The 17,879-nt window shown below is 44.9% G+C and carries 14 protein-coding genes and 2 pseudogenes; 12 read left to right on the top strand and 4 right to left on the bottom strand.

Annotated elements, in window-relative coordinates:
* Positions 1-87: 87 nt before the first annotated feature.
* Both AB6F11_RS16860 and kduD read right to left on the bottom strand, forming a co-directional pair.
* Entirely contained in the window at positions 88-726 is a 639-nt protein-coding gene (locus AB6F11_RS16860) for an RpiB/LacA/LacB family sugar-phosphate isomerase (RefSeq protein ID WP_102394071.1), read from the bottom strand.
* Positions 727-779: 53 nt separating this feature from the next.
* Positions 780-1,541, bottom strand: coding sequence for a 2-dehydro-3-deoxy-D-gluconate 5-dehydrogenase KduD (kduD, locus tag AB6F11_RS16855; RefSeq protein WP_104216244.1), 762 nt, complete (start codon positions 1,539-1,541; stop codon positions 780-782).
* Between the two features lie 317 nt (positions 1,542-1,858).
* Between kduD and AB6F11_RS16850 the strand changes: the two genes are divergently transcribed.
* Positions 1,859-3,190 carry an MFS transporter gene (locus AB6F11_RS16850; protein WP_102394069.1) on the top strand — a complete coding sequence of 444 codons (1,332 nt, stop codon included), beginning with the start codon at positions 1,859-1,861 and terminating at the stop codon, positions 3,188-3,190.
* A 143-nt stretch (positions 3,191-3,333) separates the two neighbouring features.
* A complete protein-coding gene (locus AB6F11_RS16845; RefSeq protein ID WP_102394068.1) occupies positions 3,334-4,215 on the top strand; it encodes a DMT family transporter in 882 nt (293 codons plus the stop codon).
* Here the strand turns inward: AB6F11_RS16845 and AB6F11_RS16840 are convergent.
* Entirely contained in the window at positions 4,184-5,392 is a 1,209-nt protein-coding gene (locus tag AB6F11_RS16840; RefSeq protein ID WP_102394067.1) for a GGDEF domain-containing protein, read from the bottom strand. The genes AB6F11_RS16845 and AB6F11_RS16840 overlap by 32 nt on opposite strands.
* 305 nt (positions 5,393-5,697) lie before the next feature.
* On the opposite strand from AB6F11_RS16840, the gene AB6F11_RS16835 reads away from it, so the two are divergent.
* From AB6F11_RS16835 to AB6F11_RS16800, 8 genes are all read left to right on the top strand, one after another.
* The gene (locus AB6F11_RS16835; RefSeq protein WP_102394066.1) at positions 5,698-6,486 is read left to right on the top strand and encodes a phytanoyl-CoA dioxygenase family protein; all 789 of its coding nucleotides are present in this window, start codon (positions 5,698-5,700) and stop codon (positions 6,484-6,486) included.
* A 20-nt stretch (positions 6,487-6,506) separates the two neighbouring features.
* The gene (locus AB6F11_RS16830) at positions 6,507-7,496 is read left to right on the top strand and encodes a zinc-dependent alcohol dehydrogenase family protein (protein WP_017059992.1); all 990 of its coding nucleotides are present in this window, start codon (positions 6,507-6,509) and stop codon (positions 7,494-7,496) included.
* 301 nt (positions 7,497-7,797) lie between these two features.
* Positions 7,798-9,702 (top strand): bifunctional UDP-sugar hydrolase/5'-nucleotidase, encoded by a 1,905-nt coding sequence (locus AB6F11_RS16825; protein WP_102394065.1) that lies wholly within the window; start codon positions 7,798-7,800, stop codon positions 9,700-9,702.
* A 742-nt stretch (positions 9,703-10,444) separates the two neighbouring features.
* Entirely contained in the window at positions 10,445-11,143 is a 699-nt protein-coding gene (locus AB6F11_RS16820; RefSeq protein ID WP_102398403.1) for an ABC transporter ATP-binding protein, read from the top strand.
* Between the two features lie 8 nt (positions 11,144-11,151).
* Positions 11,152-13,692: an ABC transporter permease gene (locus AB6F11_RS16815; protein WP_104216242.1), complete on the top strand. Its 2,541-nt coding sequence runs from the start codon at positions 11,152-11,154 to the stop codon at positions 13,690-13,692.
* Positions 13,692-14,825: a lipocalin-like domain-containing protein gene (locus AB6F11_RS16810; protein ID WP_102321292.1), complete on the top strand. Its 1,134-nt coding sequence runs from the start codon at positions 13,692-13,694 to the stop codon at positions 14,823-14,825. The genes AB6F11_RS16815 and AB6F11_RS16810 overlap by 1 nt, the downstream gene beginning before the upstream one ends.
* Positions 14,826-15,029: 204 nt before the next feature.
* Entirely contained in the window at positions 15,030-15,239 is a 210-nt protein-coding gene (locus tag AB6F11_RS16805; protein ID WP_017060055.1) for a hypothetical protein, read from the top strand.
* Entirely contained in the window at positions 15,236-15,418 is a 183-nt protein-coding gene (locus AB6F11_RS16800) for a hypothetical protein (protein ID WP_104216241.1), read from the top strand. The genes AB6F11_RS16805 and AB6F11_RS16800 overlap by 4 nt, the downstream gene beginning before the upstream one ends.
* A 100-nt stretch (positions 15,419-15,518) precedes the next feature.
* Here AB6F11_RS16800 and AB6F11_RS16795 read toward each other — a convergent pair whose 3' ends face one another.
* The gene (locus tag AB6F11_RS16795) at positions 15,519-16,307 is read right to left on the bottom strand and encodes a helix-turn-helix domain-containing protein (protein WP_104216240.1); all 789 of its coding nucleotides are present in this window, start codon (positions 16,305-16,307) and stop codon (positions 15,519-15,521) included.
* A gap of 98 nt (positions 16,308-16,405) precedes the next feature.
* Here AB6F11_RS16795 and AB6F11_RS16790 point away from each other — a divergent pair.
* Positions 16,406-17,298 (top strand): annotated as a pseudogene (locus tag AB6F11_RS16790) (DMT family transporter).
* A gap of 48 nt (positions 17,299-17,346) precedes the next feature.
* Positions 17,347-17,601: pseudogene (locus AB6F11_RS16785) on the top strand (peptide ABC transporter substrate-binding protein); the annotation flags it as partial.
* Positions 17,602-17,879 lie beyond the last annotated feature (278 nt).

The following is a 17,879-nucleotide window of genomic DNA, read 5'->3' as shown; positions in this document are numbered from 1 at the left end:
CAGGCCTTGAAAGCCGCTTAACAGAAATGTCCAACTTTACGGGGTCACTTCAAACAAGGCTGGCTCTATCAGAACTAAACGCTCTAATTAATCTAATAGTGAACGAACATAATCAACGATTTCTTGGTTTTGGCAATGCTCAAAGAAGCATTGTTGGAAACGCTCACTTCCAACCGCTGTTTTCACGAGATCTTGGTCGATTGCTCTTAGAGAATCAATAAAGTTATTTTTTACCACCGCCGCTTTCACTTCATTCAAAATTGCTGCATTACGTTGCTGTGGTTCTGCACGTTCTAGTGGATACCCATTACCACGCTCGCCTGTGAACGCTTTTTCAAAGATATAGCGAATGTTGAGTTCACCTGCCCAGCCAAAGCCTTTAGCAAAAGCGAGAGCGAGAGCATTGCCGTTGTTGATTTGGTTAAACAAGAAAGCATCTGATGGCTCTAGGCAGTAACCACAAACCACACCCGGATGCAGGTTCAGTGACATCAAAGCACCTTGCCCTGTTCCACATCCCGTCACAACAAAGTCCACAGCCTTTGAGTTGATGAGAATACTGGCCATGATACCTAAGTGGATATACGTTAAGTGGTGATCATTCTCGTCGGTCATACCTAAGTTGAAAACATCGTGACCAATGCCACCTGCCACTGACTCTAGCTCAGCTGCAACCATAGCATTTTTACCTGCCTGACTGTTTTCCATCATTAAAGCGATTTTCATTTATCTTCTCCTGCAAGATTGCTGCAAACTCAAAATTTAGAATAAAAAACCAATTAGCGTGCTAACCAACCACCGTCAACAGCAATGGTATAGCCGTTAATGTAATCCGATGCTGATGATGCTAAGAACACACAAGGACCTGCGATATCTTGCGGTTTACCCCAACGCTCAGCGGGAATACGCTCAAGAATCGCTTGATTGCGCTCAGCATCTTCACGCAGAGCTTGAGTATTGTTCGTTTCCATATAACCGGGGGCTATCGCATTCACGTTGATATTATCGCTCGCCCATTCGTTCGCCATCGCACGTGTCACTCCCATCACTGCACTTTTTGAAGCCGTATAGGAAGGAACTCGAATGCCACCTTGGAATGAGAGCATCGATGCAATGTTAATGATCTTTCCGCCAGTACCTTGAGCCTTAAACTGCTTTGCAACAGCCTGAGACATAAAGAACACAGTCTTGGTGTTCACGTTCATTACGTCATCCCAATCTTGCTCTGAGAACTCAATAGCATCTTGGCGGCGAATAATTCCTGCATTGTTCACGAGAATGTCGACTTGGCCAAATTCAGCCAAAGTGTGCTCTATAACCCCTGGAATGCACGCTTGCTCGAGAAGATCAGCACTCACGTTTAGGAACGAATGATCTGCTGCACTCATTTTCTCAATAGTCTCTTCAGGCTCTGTTCGGTTAACACCGACAACCTTACAACCGGCTTCCGCTAGGCCTAATGCAATACCTTGCCCAAGCCCCGTGTTACAGCCCGTCACTATCGCTACTTTACCTTCCAGACTGAATGACTCTAAGATCATGCTCGCTTCCTCAATTACATTGGATTCATTGCGTATCGTTATTACCAATAATTAAATCATACAATAAGATGTAAATACGAGAGCGACGTTGTAGAAGTTCGATCTTGCACCAAAATCAGTCGAACAAGTGAAACGGCACCACAAACTAAATGAATAGGGGAAAGTGATTTGAAGGCGAGAAACCTATAACCCACCATGAACCGTGATCTCGAAGATCACCCAAACCAGATATTTTAGGGATTTGGCAACAATTCCATGATTTAAAAGAGTAAAAGGGTTATACATAATAATGTGTTATCTAAATTACTGAAATTATCATGACGCTCAAAGAAATCCTTAAAATTCCCAATGTCCGCTACTTCTTGATGTTTAGAAGTAGCTACTTTGCGCGTTTTTACTACCCTATATTCACCCTACTTTATTTAGATTACGGGCTAACCCTTTCTCAATTCGCGATGCTCAATGTAGTGTGGGCAGCCACCATTGTGCTTGCTGAAGTACCGTCGGGTGCATTCGCCGATACCTTAGGCCGCAAGAAACTGGTGGTGCTGTCTTCGATTGTGATGTTTGTTGAGATCGCCATGATAGCGCTAGTGCCAACCGGAAACCCCGACTTGGTGTTCATTGTTTTTCTGATTAACCGGATTCTCAGTGGCTTAGCGATGGCACTGGCCAGCGGTGCTGACGAGGCATTGGCCTACGACACTTTAAAGGAACAAGGCAATGAAGAGTTGTGGCCTCGAGTGCTGCAAATTCAGCTACGTGTCGCCTCAACCGTCGGTATCTTTGTCACGCTGATTGGTGCGGCGATGTACGATGTGAACTTTATGACGAACATCTTTCATTTCCTTGGGCTAGCCGAGCCAGAAAGCACTAAAGATCTGATGCGTATTCCCGTATTCGCCACCCTATTTGTAGCGATGATCGCCATCTATGCCGCGATTAATATGCGCGAAGATAAAAAGGTGATGCCAAGCGACCAAACCAAATTGGGAACCACCATCTCAAGTCTTAAATTGACGATCGATGCGGGTAAGTGGGTATTTGCTACGCCTTACGTGCTGTTCATCTTGCTCTACTACAGCCTATTCGAACACACCTCACGCATGTTCCTAACCATGAACAGCCAATACTATCTGGCGATTGATATTCCAATTATCTACTTCGGTTTTATTGGCGCGGGTATCAGTTTGCTTAAGATTATATTGGCAGGACAAAGCCGAAGATTAGCAGAGAGCATTGAGCCTAAAACCTTCATAGTGGTTATGGGATTGGCCAGCATGGCGACTTATTACTGGATCAGTTTGGGTTGGTCGATTTACGGGGTCATTCCGGCACTGGTATTAATCTTTATCATCATGACGATGAACATTTTCATCAGCTACCACCTGAATAAAAAAACCGAATCACACAACAGAGCCACCGTTCTTAGTTTCAAAGGTTTGATGTTTAACCTCGGATACGGTCTGATCGGTATCTTGTACGCTTACTACTATAAGTTGGTGTCTCAGGGCTACACCGAACAAGAAATAGAACAGAACCTTGCCTTCTTGGCCTCACTGTCTTCGTTTTTCTATTACTTCACCTTACTGTTCATTTCGATCAGCGCGCTGTTCTACTTCAAAAACAAGAAACAGCCGATCTTCTGAAGAAAGCATCAAACTGTTGAAGAGATCTCTACTACCGAATAGAGAATAAAGGTGAGCCTGTGGCTATAAACAGATCATGACACTTCTTATCATGTAATTTTTTGTTAGTATCACCACCAAATTACATCACTCATGGACGCGTCATGTCTTTTAGTTGGATAGCCTTTACTCTCCTTGCTGCCTTTAGCCAATCTTGGCGCAATGCCTTTCAAAGTAAATTAAGTGGCACCATGAGCGTGGCTGGCGTGACGTTAGCGCGATTTATTTGGGCTGGCCCAATCGCCCTTATTTACCTCTACACCCTCTATCAATGGCAGCCAGTCTCCGCACCGGATTTTTCGGGTGAGTTTGTTTTCTATATTGTTGCTGCCGCCATCATGCAGATCCTCGCGACCGGCTTAATGGTGATGCTGTTCAAGCTAGAAAACTATGCGATAGGCGCAGGATTAGCCAAGTGTGAAGCCCCCGTGTCTGCGGTGCTATCCGTATTGTTTTTTGGTACTGCTTTGACACTAACAGGTTGGGTCGGCGTACTTATTGGTACTTTAGGCGTGCTAATCATGAGTAGCGCTTCTGGCTGGCGAAGCTTGTCCCCAAAAGTGTTCTTATTAGGTATGGCGTGTAGCACCTCCTTTGCTTTAACATCTCTTTGGGTACGGGAAGCAAGTTTGAGCATAGGGTTGCCCTTCCCTCATAGCGCCGCATGGGTGCTGTTCCTCGTCATTTCCCTTCAGACAGTGATTATCTGTACGTATCTCTTTTTCAGAGAACGCGACACGCTGCGCCTGATATTCAAGAAGTCGAAACTGGTCGTAATGACAAGCCTAGCGAGTGTTATCGGTTCTCTGGGTTGGTTTAGCGCAATGTCACTTCAAGCCGTTCCGTACGTAAAGACGCTTGGGCAAGTCGAAGTGATCTTCATGGTGTTGATATCCTACTTCTGGTTAGGACAAAGCATCGCACGCAAAGACATTCTTGCACTCATCTTACTCTCTATTGCAGCGGTATTGGTGATGTGGCAGTGACGATCTCGTTAATATGACTAGGACAAATTGAAGTCATATTGCGACCGTTTGTTTTCGCTTGATATAACGCTTTGTCGGCTCGGCTAATAAACCCATTCCAACTCTCATGCGGGTGAAGCTGAGCAACACCAAAACTCGACGTCAGAAACATCTCATTTCCTTGCACTGCTGAGATCTCTGAAATAGACAATCGCAGCTTACAAGCAATAGCCTGTGCTTGTAGGAAATTAACATTGGGCAATAAAATCATTATCTCGTCTCCGCCAAAACGGAACGCGCTGGCTGTTGGCGATGTTTTTATCGCACTTTGAACCATTTCAGCAAAAGACTTGATCACGAGATCACCCACAATGTGTCCGTGTTGGTCATTGATCGACTTAAAATTATCAATATCCATCATAATGGCACTGACAGGTGCAGTCCCCGCCTGCTTCATGATGACTGGAACCATTTCATCTAATGCTCTGCGATTTCCAAGTGCCGTTAAAGGGTCACTGTAAGACAGGTCATGAATAGACCTAAGCAACCTTGCATTGATCAACCAAAGCATTGTAAAGCTCATCGATACGATAAGAACAATACTCACCAAAAAGGCAAGCTGATGAATGAGTGCAGCCGCCATGAAATCCTGTAGCTCAGCTGAAAATAGCGTCACCATTACTCGGAAAGCCATAAACCCGCCATATATCAAAAATGACAAGGCCATCATCCGAGTTGCTAAGGTCAAGTCATCACGTTGACCCTTCAATACCGCAAAGGCAGTGCAAATAGTCACAAAGGCCAAATAGAAACTAATGAGGATAATTCGAGCCTTGATGGAAGGTTCGTAGTACGTGAAATAAATAAAACATGGCAAAAGAGCCAGCATCATCAGAGTGCTGAGGTAGGTGCATTTTAGTGAGTATTCTCGGAATAAGCATAAGCTATACAAAGCGAGATGAAAGCCAAGCGCAATGACCATGTTAGCGCCAATAACAGTGATCCAATCAGGGAGTTCCCCTCTTAGGCTCAACATCAACGGCCCACTTCCGATAACAAATATTGAAATGGAAAAAATTGAAAGCCCTTTAATGGACTGTTGGGTAAATTGGAACAGCAACAAGCCAATGCAGTAAATGAAAGAGAACAAAATAATAATAAAATTAAGTGTTCTCATATCCAGCGAAAAACCATCCATGATTTACTCTCTTCCCTAAGCCAATTAAATCACAATATGGTCAATAATTATCTAAACAATAAATTTATTCACTATATGAATCATTACACTTTGTAAAATAGGGGATGTGTCACATATGGGGAGATCTGTATCGCATGAGTCCATGACATGGATAGACATGTAAAAGTCGTCCCCCATATGGCTTCATAGCATCACGGAATCTACAAGCTTCTGCACACGTTACTTGGTTGAATGACGACTGTCTGGCATTATGCGCCCAAGAAATCTGTGGTTATTACACAGAAAAGAATGAACGAAGGTAATCAGTGGTAGAAAACAGCCAACAATTAAGTGACCGTTACGACGAACATGGTTACTTTGTTATCAGAAATTATTTCGATGAAGCTCAAATTACATCGCTTAGAAAAGTCGTGCTGAAATTCCATGAATCATGGAAAGCAGACAACGAAGAATTCTATAAAGAAGAAGCATTTAACTCGTCTTTAATTACGGGAAGCGAGCATTTGCCTGCCGACGATAGAAGCGTGCTTTTCGACTTCATCAGCTCGAAACAAGTGATGGACGTGGTTGATGCGGTGATTCCGAACAAACCGGCATTCATGAATACACAGCTGTTCTTCAACCCAGTAAATCCGCAACAAAAAGACTTCTGGCATCGTGACTGTCAATACGATTACGACGTTGATGACCAAATGAAAGTCATCATGGAAACCCAGGTATTGCATCTGCGAGTGCCCATTTTTGATGAGCCAGGTATGGAACTTATCCCTGGCACACACAAGCGTTGGGACAACGAAGAAGAGTACAATGTTCGCCAAGAAGAAAACGGCAAAGTGAGCAGCGATGACATCTCTGGTGGTAAGCAGATACCATTAGCCGCCGGTGACTTATTGGTGTTTTCAGCGGACATGATCCACCGAGGCCGATATGGCTTGGATCGTTTGGCTTTGGATATTTTGATCTTTGATTCGGCGGCAGACTATGTCGACTACGTTGATGACGATTGTCTGCCAACACCAGCCATGTTGAGCAACATTTCCGACCCAAGATTATTTATGAACACGCTACACTTAAAATCGATGCAGTACTCATAATCCATAAAGGTGCCCAAACTATGACTGACACTAAGCAAAATACCCGAATTAGCCAGTTCCGTTTCGGTCAGCCAAAAGAATCTCTCAAGTTAGAACATGTCGCTTTAGGGGTACTAGACAAAGATAAAGTTCGCGTACAAATTGAAGCGACTAACATCAACCCTAGTGATCTGTTGTCGATTTATGGTGTGGGCCAATACAAACATAGCCATCAGCCGCCGAGAGTACCGGGATTTGAAGCGGTAGGAAGGATTGTAGAATCCAGCAGTGCTGAGTTTATAGTGAATCAACGAGTGCTTGTGGCAACCAGTGGAACATGGCAGAACTATGTCGATGTATCACCAGATGATCTGTTCCAAATTCCTCAACATTTAGACAATGGCTACGCCTGTCAGTTGTACATTAATGCGCTAACCGCATGGGTGCTAACGACAGAAATAGCCAAGCTGACCCAAGAGGATGTGTTGATCATCAACGCGGGCAGTTCAGCCATCGGTAAGATCTTCTCCCAGTTATCAGCATCACTCGGCTTCAACATCATTGTCGTTACATCACAGCAGACACAATACCCTGCCACTTCCTGTTGGGTGATAGATGCGAACGCTGATCTAGTTTCTCAAATTAAGGCATTAGGCTTGCCTATGCCAACCGTTGCCTTTGATGCGATTGGCGGCTCACCCGGAACCGATCTTGTTCACACCCTTGGCAACAACGGGCGCTTTATCAACTATGGGACGCTGTCGTTGGATTTTTACGAGCCACGCTTCTTTGAGTACGCGAAAAACCAACACATCGATTTCAGCACCTTCTTCTTGCGTTATTGGGAGGAAGCAGAAGGTAAAGATGTTCGCCGTGATAAGTTCACGACCATGCTAGATCACTTCATCACAAACGACATTCAGCTCGACGTTGACCGCTATCTACCATTCGATGAAGTGCAAACCGCGATTGATCTCATTGAATCGAAAACCACACGCCTAGAGGGCAAGATCATCTTACTGCCACAGTAAGTGAGAGTTGGACGATATATACCTTGTTTATTTCAACAGGCAAGACGTTCAACAGCTTACAAGCGTGCTTGTTAATACACCATCGCTTAGGAAGTTTGATTAAAGAAATCGAAGATTGAAAAGATAGCGAAGAGTTGTGGTGCATTTCTCCATAACTTAAGTGGTTACGAGATGGTCATGAATCACATTTATTTGAAACATCAATTAGTTATATCATTAGAAATATGATACTGATCACCCATAAGATAACCTCGATTCTATATGGTAGCGTCATACTTAAAACCACGATGTGAACATACTTATGAAAAGACACATACTATCAAGCGCCATCCTACTCTCTCTAGCCTTTCCCACCTTTGCAGCTGATGGCGATATACACGATGTCACGATACTGGGTACTTCAGATATCCACGGTCATTTTATGGCGTGGGATTACGCGGCAGATAAACTCAACACTCGTGGTAGCTTGAGCCAAATCGCGACCAAAGTTGGTGAGATCCGCAAAGAGCAATCTAACATTATCCTTGTCGACGCTGGCGATACCATCCAAGGCAACTTCGTAGAAACCTTCAAAGACGAGCCCGTTGATCCAATGATGCTTGGCTTTAATCACATGAAATACGATGTGTGGGTTTTAGGTAACCACGAATTCGACTTTGGCCTCAAAACCCTCAACAGGGCCGTTACCCAATTTAAAGGGCAGTCTCTCGGTGGCAACATCAAGAACAAAAACGGAAACCCATTCCTGCCTGGTTACACCATCCTAGAACGCGGTAGCATTAAGATCGGCGTGATCGGAATGGATACCCCAATGACGGAGGTCTTTGCGCAAGGTACCAACCGTTTAGAAGGCGTCACTTTCACTAATCCAACCTTGGAAGTGAAGAAAATCGTCAAAGAGATTGATGATAAAGTGGATGCCATCATATTGGTTGCCCATATGGGAATTGAGAACGAGAATGACATTGCCGACACCGGTGTCACCGACATTGCCAATGCAAACCCAGAGCTTGATGCCATCGTCGCTGGCCACATGCACACTCGCATCGATAAAGCCGTTGTAAATGGCGTTATTATTACTGAACCCGACAGATATGGCCGCGCCCTATCTCGTATCGATCTTCAATTTGAAGAGCGCGATGGCACATTCACTCTCGTCAACAAAGACAGCTTCACCTATAAAATTAAAGGTATCGACTCTGATGAGAATATGGACGAGTTATACCAGCCTTACCACAAGCAACTCCGAGAAATGGCGAACAGACCTGTCGCTCAACTTACCGGCGTTGATTTAGTCCCAGAAAACGAAATCCGCGGTATCCCTCAAGTCCATGTTCAAGACACAGGCATCAGTGCGCTATACCAAGAAGCGAGCTTCTTCTATGCACCCAAAGCCAATGTCATCGCACTTCAAATAGACAACGACAATGCAGAGCTCGATGTTGGCCTAATCAAAGCCAAAGACATCGCGTACAACTACCAATACGCGGGTGGCGAAATCACTGTCTACCACATGACAGGCAAAGAGTTAAGAACCTACATGGAATGGTCTGTGGGCTACTTCAACTCAGTCCAACCCGGTGATGTGACCTACAGCTTTAACCCTGAACGCAGAGCATCAAAATACTCGACCAATGACTTCTTCGCGGGCGTGACTTATACCATCGACCTTACTCAGCCTGCAGGTACACGCATCACCAACCTCGCGTTTGCTGATGGCACACCGGTTACTGATCAAACAGAAATCCGTATTGGTATGAATAGCTATCGAATGGGTCATCTAACCAAGAAAGGCGGCGTGCTAGAAGGTGAATCATTCCCTGTACTCTTTGATACGGAAGCAGAGTATGGAGAAGAAGCAGGCACGATCCGTAATATGACAATCAGGTATCTTAAAGAAGAAAAGAACGGTCAGTATGAAGGTAAAACTCAGCAGCGATGGGCTCTTTCTGGTTTAGAGAGCCGCTACAATGAACAGCGAGAGATCGTAAAGTCTTTGATTAATGATGAAACCATATCAATCCCGACCAGTGACGATGGCCGCTACACAAACATCGCTTCTATCAACGTAAAAGAACTGATGTTCACATCTGACGAAGCCAAACAAGCAGCCATAACCACACGCGAAAAGAAACTGGCGCAGGCAACTGAGCAAGAGAGTAAGCAGATCAAACGCGAAATCACTCTGATTGAAGCGCTCAATTAACCCCTGACCTCAACCAATAACGACTTAACGACGCTTAGAGCGTGGTTAGGTCGTTGATTACGGAAAGTTGAGTACGATCCATATTAATTGACGTTGAAAAATAGAAGTAAAAGCAGACTCTTTGACACACTCATTACTATTGTAAGCAAGTACTTTGCAACTTGAAGGCTACACCGCCTCCCCCCCTTTTAGTAAAACCCAATAAATCATATAGTTATCCACAGGTGCCCCATTTCTTTATCTTGCCTTCCATCACATGCATGTTGATAATACGAAGAATCTCTCACATAAGGCGAGAGCTTCTTTATAGGTAATAATATGAATAACCCTGAATTGGTTTTCGCTATCGCTGCTTTGTTAGGTGCCTTAGCAAAATTAATCCTCGCAATAAAGTCCAAGTAACTAGATTTTCTTGGGCCTTACTAACCCTGATTGGCTTCAACCAATCGGGGGCGTTTTCTTTTAAAACGAATTGGAATTGGGACAATTTTTAACATAGATATTTATTATCTATAAACAGCCCCAAAAGCCTCCTAGGTGACTCAAAACTCCCACTAACACCTGTATTCCTTCTCACACTGATCTATTTCCCTCTTTTCGCAGTACAAGTTATTAATAATTCGATATAAATCGCTCTATTTTTTGAAATTGTTGTCTACAGTTTTATAGAGCTTGTCGCTTCGGGTAATTGCCACAAGTAACGACACCTTTTGATGGTTAGTTTTGGTTATAAGGAAAGGAAATGGAAAGCCCAATTGTCACACTCACACATGCCAGCAAAAGCTTTGTTGATGGTAAAGACACTCATAGCGTGTTGGACAATGTCGACTTCGCTTTGGCGACAGGGGCAAGCGTGGCTTTGACAGGGGCGAGTGGCAGTGGAAAGAGTACTCTGCTTAACATCATTGCGGGGTTTGAACCTCTATCCGGAGGAGAGTTGTGGCTCGATGGCGAGAATACATCAAATTGGAAAGATCCACAATGGAGCCGTTTCCGCCATCAAAAATTGGGCGTTATCTTTCAACAGTTCAACTTATTAACCCCGCTCAACGTAAAACAAAACATCGCCTTCCCGTTGCATTTGAATCAACAAAAATGGGGCGACTGGTGCGATTACTTAGTGGAAGCGTTAGGCATTAGTGAATTGCTCGATAGGCATGTATCTGCACTCTCTGGCGGTCAACAACAACGAGTCGCAATAGCGCGTGCGCTAGCCCATAAACCCAAACTATTGCTTGCCGACGAACCCACAGGCAACCTCGATCACAAAGCTGGCATTGAGGTAATGAAGCTGCTGAGTGAAATCACCACTCAAGGCAACACTGCCGTGCTTTTGGTTACGCACAGCCCAGAATGTGCCAGCTTTATGCAGACAAAATTGGTATTAGATGATGGCTGTTTAAGGAACGCGGATCTAACTCCAAGAGCAGCAGCGTTGTGAGTAATCCAATGAAGCAAACTGGCTTCGCTCAGAACCAGCTCACCCATACCAAACTGACTCTGAATCTATTCGCAGCGCACTATCGTCAATCACCATTGCAAGCCGCAGCGATTCTGATCGGCATTGTGTTAGCGGTCACCTTGTTTGTCGCAGTGCAAGCCATCAACCTCAATGCCAAGCGCAGTTATGCAGAATCGACCGAGCAACTTAGCGCCCAAGCGCAAAACCTGATCATTCCACCAGCAGGGCAAAACTATTTGCCGGAATCGCTCTACTTCAAGCTAAGACAAAGTGGATTAAGCGCAGTACTGCCCGTGATTGAAGGGCGAGTGAGAGACGAACAAGGTCGTCGTTGGTCGGTACAAGGCAGTGAATTGATCGCAGCTCTCACCTCAAGATCTCGCTATTCTAGCGACAAGCTAGCCGAAAACGATAGAACGTCAGAAGACAGTCAAAACATATCCCTGTTCGACAGCGCATTACCGCTTCCTCAACTGTTAGCTGGCAAGCCCATTGTGATGATGAGCCAATCGCAACACCAGAACTTGGGAGAGGTAGACGCACTCACTTTGGATGAAGTACTCACCAAGGTTGTAGTACTGCCAGATGAATGGCAACTGGGTAGCCGAATGTTGATGGACATTGGATTCGCTCAGCAACTGCTTAACAAGCAAGGGAAACTGAGCTATATCGCTATTTTTGACACTAAGAGCGACACTAACAGCAATACTCAGGATAAATGGCAAAGCCTTATCGGTGAGCAAGGGCAATGGATTTCCAACAACCAAAGAACGGATCTCGGTTCAATTACCGACAGCTTTCACCTCAATCTCACCGCCATGAGCTTACTGGCTTTTTTGGTTGGCCTGTTCATCGCTTACAACGGTGTGAAGTACAGTTTGCTCAAGCGAAATCGGCTGTTAGTACAAATTCAACAAGCAGGCATTGCTCCAAGCATCGTGTTTTCAGCTCTGTTAGTGGAACTGATTATTTTAGTCACACTAGGCGCATCACTTGGTTTCATTCTCGGCATTCAACTCAGCCATTGGCTGCATCCAACCGTCGCGATAACGCTTGAGCAACTTTATGGTGCAACACTACTTCCCGGCACATGGCAGTGGCAATGGTTAGTGCAGGCACTGCTACTCACGCTGGCCGCAACGCTTGTCGCTTGTTGGCAACACTTTAAACAGCGGGTGCGACAACCCCTCTCTTCCCATGGCGGTTTCTATCAAGCGCCGGAAACGTCTAACGAAAATCAGCTGTTTGTTATCGGGTCAGTATTAACTATTCTCGCGTTAGCAGGTTTATGGATGAGCGAACATCATCGCTTCACCATGGCATGGCTCGGTGTGTTAGTAGTATCGATTCCTTTGTACCTGCCCAAAACGCTCAGCGTGCTAGCGAACTGGAGCGAAAAACGCACCCAATCGGGGTTAATACAATATCTGTTTGCTGAGCTACGTGAACTTATTTCCCCTCTCTCCCTTGCCATGATGGCGTTGCTTCTCGCTGTCACCGCCAATATCGGAATGAATACCTTAGTCGGCAGCTTTGAATCCACTTTAAAGCAATGGCTTGAACAGCGCTTACATGCCGATATTTACGTTAGCCCTGCCCAAGGTGAAATCGCGAATGTGGAACGTGCGTTAGAGCAGTTTGAAAATGTTGAAACCGTTTATAAGCAATATTATGTCGATGATAACTTGCAGGGCTTACCTACTTTGCTCGGCACCAAAGACAAAGACACACTTGAGCAAACCATGGTATTTCAATCCCACCTTGATGATTTCTGGACGCGCTTTTACCAAGGTGAATTCGTGGCGATCAGCGAACCTACGGCAGTGAAGCTCGGCTTGCCGCTTGGAAGCCGACTCAAGCTCGACGCGATCCAAGACAAAGCGCTCATCGTCGGGGCGATTTTCCACGATTACGGCTCACCGAATGGCGAAGTGTTACTTGCACCTAATTTGTGGATCGAAAGCGGATTTACTGACTTACCCACCAGCTTGGGAATCAAAGTCTCTGGCGACCCACAAGTGGTGTACGAACAGTTACGCCAACAACTCAATTTGCACCCTAGCCAGCTTTACGATCAAGCACAGATCAAATCGATCGCTTTAGATATCTTCTCACAAACCTTTGCTATCACTCGGGCGCTTAATGGCGTCACTTTAATGGTGGCGGTGATTGGGTTGTTCTGCGCCTGTTTCATGTTGCTCGATGCACGCAAAGCCGCCATTGCAAGGTTGTACGCGCTCGGTGTTAGTCAGAAAAAATTGATGGCGATGGTGGTCGGGCAAATCGTTGTTCTGGTCGCCTTCACTCTGGTTATCGCCTTACCACTCGGCGCTATGGTCGGTTATGTGTTGACGGACATCGTTACCCTGCGCGCCTTTGGTTGGAGTTTAAATTATGTGTGGAATTGGAGTGATGCACTCAGCATCGCAGCCATCACCATTTTAGTGGCTGTGATTGCGACCTTGATCCCACTGTGGCGTTTGGTCAGTAAACCCGTGGTATCCAGCTTGCAAAGTGAGGTGTTGTGATGAATCGATCAATGAGAGTTTTCGTTCTCACACTTGGCATCTTACTCCTTTTAGGGTGTGAGGAGTCCACTCAACCATCAGCTCAAAATATGGGCTCAATACTTGGCACTGGAAAACAAACCGACGATGAAACACAAAAAGAGACTGATCAATTCACACCGGTAGTTAAAGGTATCGACATCGCCTTCCCTGCCGACCATCAAGCACATCCAGATTTTCGTCATGAATGGTGGTATTTAACCGCAAACTTAATTGATGAAGAAGACAATGTGTTAGGTGTGCAATGGACACAGTTCCGCTTTGCGGCTGCACCACATGAAAGTGGCAATAGCACCAAGGAAACTACGTGGCAAAGTCAGCAGATTTACATGGCGCACAGCGCTGTCACCACTAAAAATAAACACTATGCCGATGAAAAATGGTCACGTGACCAAGCTGAACTGGCGGGTGTAAGCGATTCGCCGTTTCGTGTTTACCTCGATGATTGGCAATGGACGTCGACGACCGATGACCTGTTCCCAGCTACATTGGTCGCTAACTCGGGTCAATTTGGATATTCGCTTAAGTTAACCAACAACGCGCCATATCAAAAGCAAGGCGAACAAGGCTACAGCACTAAAAGTAGCGATGGCAAAGTGGCTTCCTATTACTACAGCCAACCATTCATCAATGTATCGGGCGAGGTAACTATTGATGGCGTCACCCATCAAGTTTCCGGCAAAGGTTGGATAGACAGAGAATGGAGCTCGCAGTTTTTACTCGACTCGCAACAAGGTTGGGATTGGTTTGCGCTAAGGCTGAGTGATGAAACCAGCTTGGTGGTATTTCAACTTCGAAACTCAACTACAGGCAAAGCCAGCTATTCTCATGCGAGGTTGATGAATCAAGATGGCTCCGGCATCGCGATTAAGCAGCAAGACATCAGCTTAACCGCCATCAAGCAAACTAAAATCGACGGGCGTGACTACCCAACAGAGTGGCAAGTTTCGATTCCAAGCCAGCAAATAGAACTGACCGTCTCGGCACTCAATCCAAATGCCAAAATGCCGCTGTCGGTTCCTTATTGGGAAGGGCCAATTGAAATCAAAGGTTCTCATTCCGGATCTGGCTATATGGAGTTGACTGGGTATTAGATTGTGTATTAATACAGGTGGAATCTAACAACAAATACATCGCCATAACCATCGACTAAAACACTTTCAACCAAAACCTCCACCACGGAGGTTTTTTGTTGTTTCACGTGTTCTATTTATCTTAACGCCTGTTGAAAAATATCTAATTTAACCAAACGATGAGCTCCCCTAAAATACCAATCTTATGCTTAGGGGAGATAGAACATGATTAGCTCAGTACACAATGACGAACTCAACAAATACATAGAGAAACTAGACTTAAACCTTACCAAGGCTCAGGTTCGTGAACTTGGTTGGCAGCAAAGTAATGAAGAGGTGGGAAAAGAAAAAACAGTATTAGGCTCGTGGTTTTTCTTTTCTTTCTTTGGCTTATGTACGTCTGCATGTCTTGCGCTGCTAATGTATATCTCATGAAGATAAACAAAACAATGACCACGTATAACCAGCATGGAACCTTCAATTGGTTCGAGGTCGACGGAGAAACGTACATACTGTTCAAAGTGGGCAGCAACAGTGCTCTATTGAACCAACACTATGAGGATGTCACCGAACAACAGAGCGAAATATATGGGCTGTTAAGGGCGATTCCATAAGCTCATACTGCACGTATTCACTTATGGTCTATCTATTCACTTGTGGTCTATCTACGCACTAACTAGCGCAAACATCCGTTCTTTTGGCAACAAGACCGAGCTACAACAAACGGTTCTTATACTGCTCTGGCGTTTGGTTCGCGTAACGTTTGAACATGGTGATAAATGGGCTTGCTTGGTTATAACCCAATGTAAGAGCGACCTCTTTAACCGATTGGCCGTTTCTCAACAAGTCCATTGAGTATAGGTAGCGCACTCGCAGTCGCCACTCGGTAAAGCTCATTCCAAGCTCGGTCTGGCAGTGGCGAGAAAGGGTTCTTTCCGTGGTGTGGACACGTTCAGCCCAATCTTTCAGCGTCACTTCATCGGTTGGGTTCTCTTCAACAAAAGCCAATATAGGCGCTAGATACTTATTATCGGTTGAAGGCAAGAAGTGGTGTTCAACCTCACGCTGCGCAAGTTGGTCAAGCAGTACCTGAACGAGCCTTTGGTCTTGCTCGGTTTCCGCAACATTGATCCCACGATCGCGAAAATCATCGATAATAGAAGACACAATCGGCGTGATCTTTATAAGGCTGGTTTTATCTGGCAGGTGTTGCGTGAGTTCTGGGGCGATATTTAGTGAACAGTAGTCCAAAGGCTTACGGTTATAACTGCAATGCATCACCCCGGCCGGTACCCAAATCGCTAAATGTGGTGGCGCTAGAAATCGAGTGCTTTCCGCTTCCATCTCTAATATACCACCACTGATCAATTGAACCTGTCCCCATGAGTGGCTATGAACTCGGGTTTCAGTGTTCGAAAGAAACGCTTCAAAATTCATAAATACGTTGGATGGTGCCTTATCAATTAATAAGGATGGATGAAGGTTTCTGGAGTGTTTTTTCAAACTTGTCTTCCTATCGAGCTTAATGTCTTTCTAAAGATACTTGTAAGTATAACGACCTGTCAAACTAGCCGCACCAACTCATTCGCCACGGAATTCACATGCATTACCTATTACCATTTTTTACAGTCTGTATCTGGGCGCCAATGCAATCGTCAACAAGCTTGCTGCAAGCACCATAGAACCTAGCGCAATGAGTTTTTACCGCTGGTTTTTTGCGATGTTAATTCTCACGCCTTTCTGTATTCGCCCAGTGATGAAGCAGTGGGCTGTCATTAAGCCAAACTTATCTAAATTAGCGTTCCTCGGCTTTTTGGGCATGGTGTTGAACCAATCTCTAGGTTACTACGCAGGCTTAACCACAACCGCCTCTAACATGGCATTAATCACTTCTTTGGTTCCATTGGTCAGTGTATTTTTAAGCGTCCCTTTGCTGCACAAGTCGATTTCTAGTTTGAGTATTGTTGGCGGTGTGTTGTCACTATCAGGCTTAGCCCTGATGTTAGGCAAAGGCGATCCGTTATTCTTCATGCATCAAGAATTGACTCAAGGCGATCGCTATATGCTAATTGCAGCCTTTGTTTATGCTTCTTACTGTGTACTATTGAAACGCTGGAAAATGCCCATCAGTAGCTGGGTGGTGATATACATTCAGGGTCTGTTTGCTGTCGCGATGCTTACGCCACTTTGGCTTACCAGCGAACAACTTTTACCACCGCAACAAGCGCTCCCATTGATAGCTTACGCCGCGGTTGCCGCTTCGATTTTAGCGCCTTGGATGTGGGTGAAAGCGATTGACACCATTGGTGCTGACTCAAGCGCGATGTTCATGAACTTGCTTCCGGTTGTAGCGATCGTATTAGCCGCGACATGGCTTGGCGAAGAGATTAACCAGTTCCACATCATTGGTGGTGTGATGGTGATTTCAGGTGTCATCCTTGCTCAAATCAGAAGAAAACCAAGGCTTGAGGCTCCTCTCCCTCAACAAAGCTAAACGCATTACCCAACGCTCACATTAGGGTAAAAATTCAAACTCACGTTTCACACAGCAAATGAGAGTGACTACTGTAATCCATACTATGATGAGCCCTTACAGCAAGCGAGTAAAACGGAAGATTAGTCTAAACGCTTTACTTTATATCAGCACGATGAGTCGTTACTCAACTATTATTCAGCAGTTATACCTTTATATCATTACAATCACACACGATTAGTGCGAAATACACTAAAAGGCTTCCCAAACAATAATCCGAAAGGAAATATCTACGCGAAGGATCTATACTTTTTAAAACAGTAAAAGTGAGCTGATAAGAAAACAATAATCACTACCACTTTAGTGGTAACTGAGATACAGTCACTTTAACTAAACAAAATCAACAGCGGTTAGTTGGCTAACACAAAAAAGGTACCGACATGAGTACCACACGGCTTAGAAACACCTAGCATTGCGCTAGGTGTTTTTTTTTGCAATCGACCTATCTAGTGACTTAATCAGTATTTCTATTCTCTTGCTTGATATCACTTCATCCATGTTTGCTATTCGCCTGATACGCCTTTAAGCACCAATATTCATCA

This window comes from Vibrio sp. 10N.247.311.14 (genome assembly GCF_041467715.1).
GTDB classification, from domain to species: Bacteria; Pseudomonadota; Gammaproteobacteria; order Enterobacterales; family Vibrionaceae; genus Vibrio; species Vibrio crassostreae_C.
Note: the sequence above shows the minus strand (reverse complement) of the source record. Positions and strands in the feature narration are given on the sequence as shown.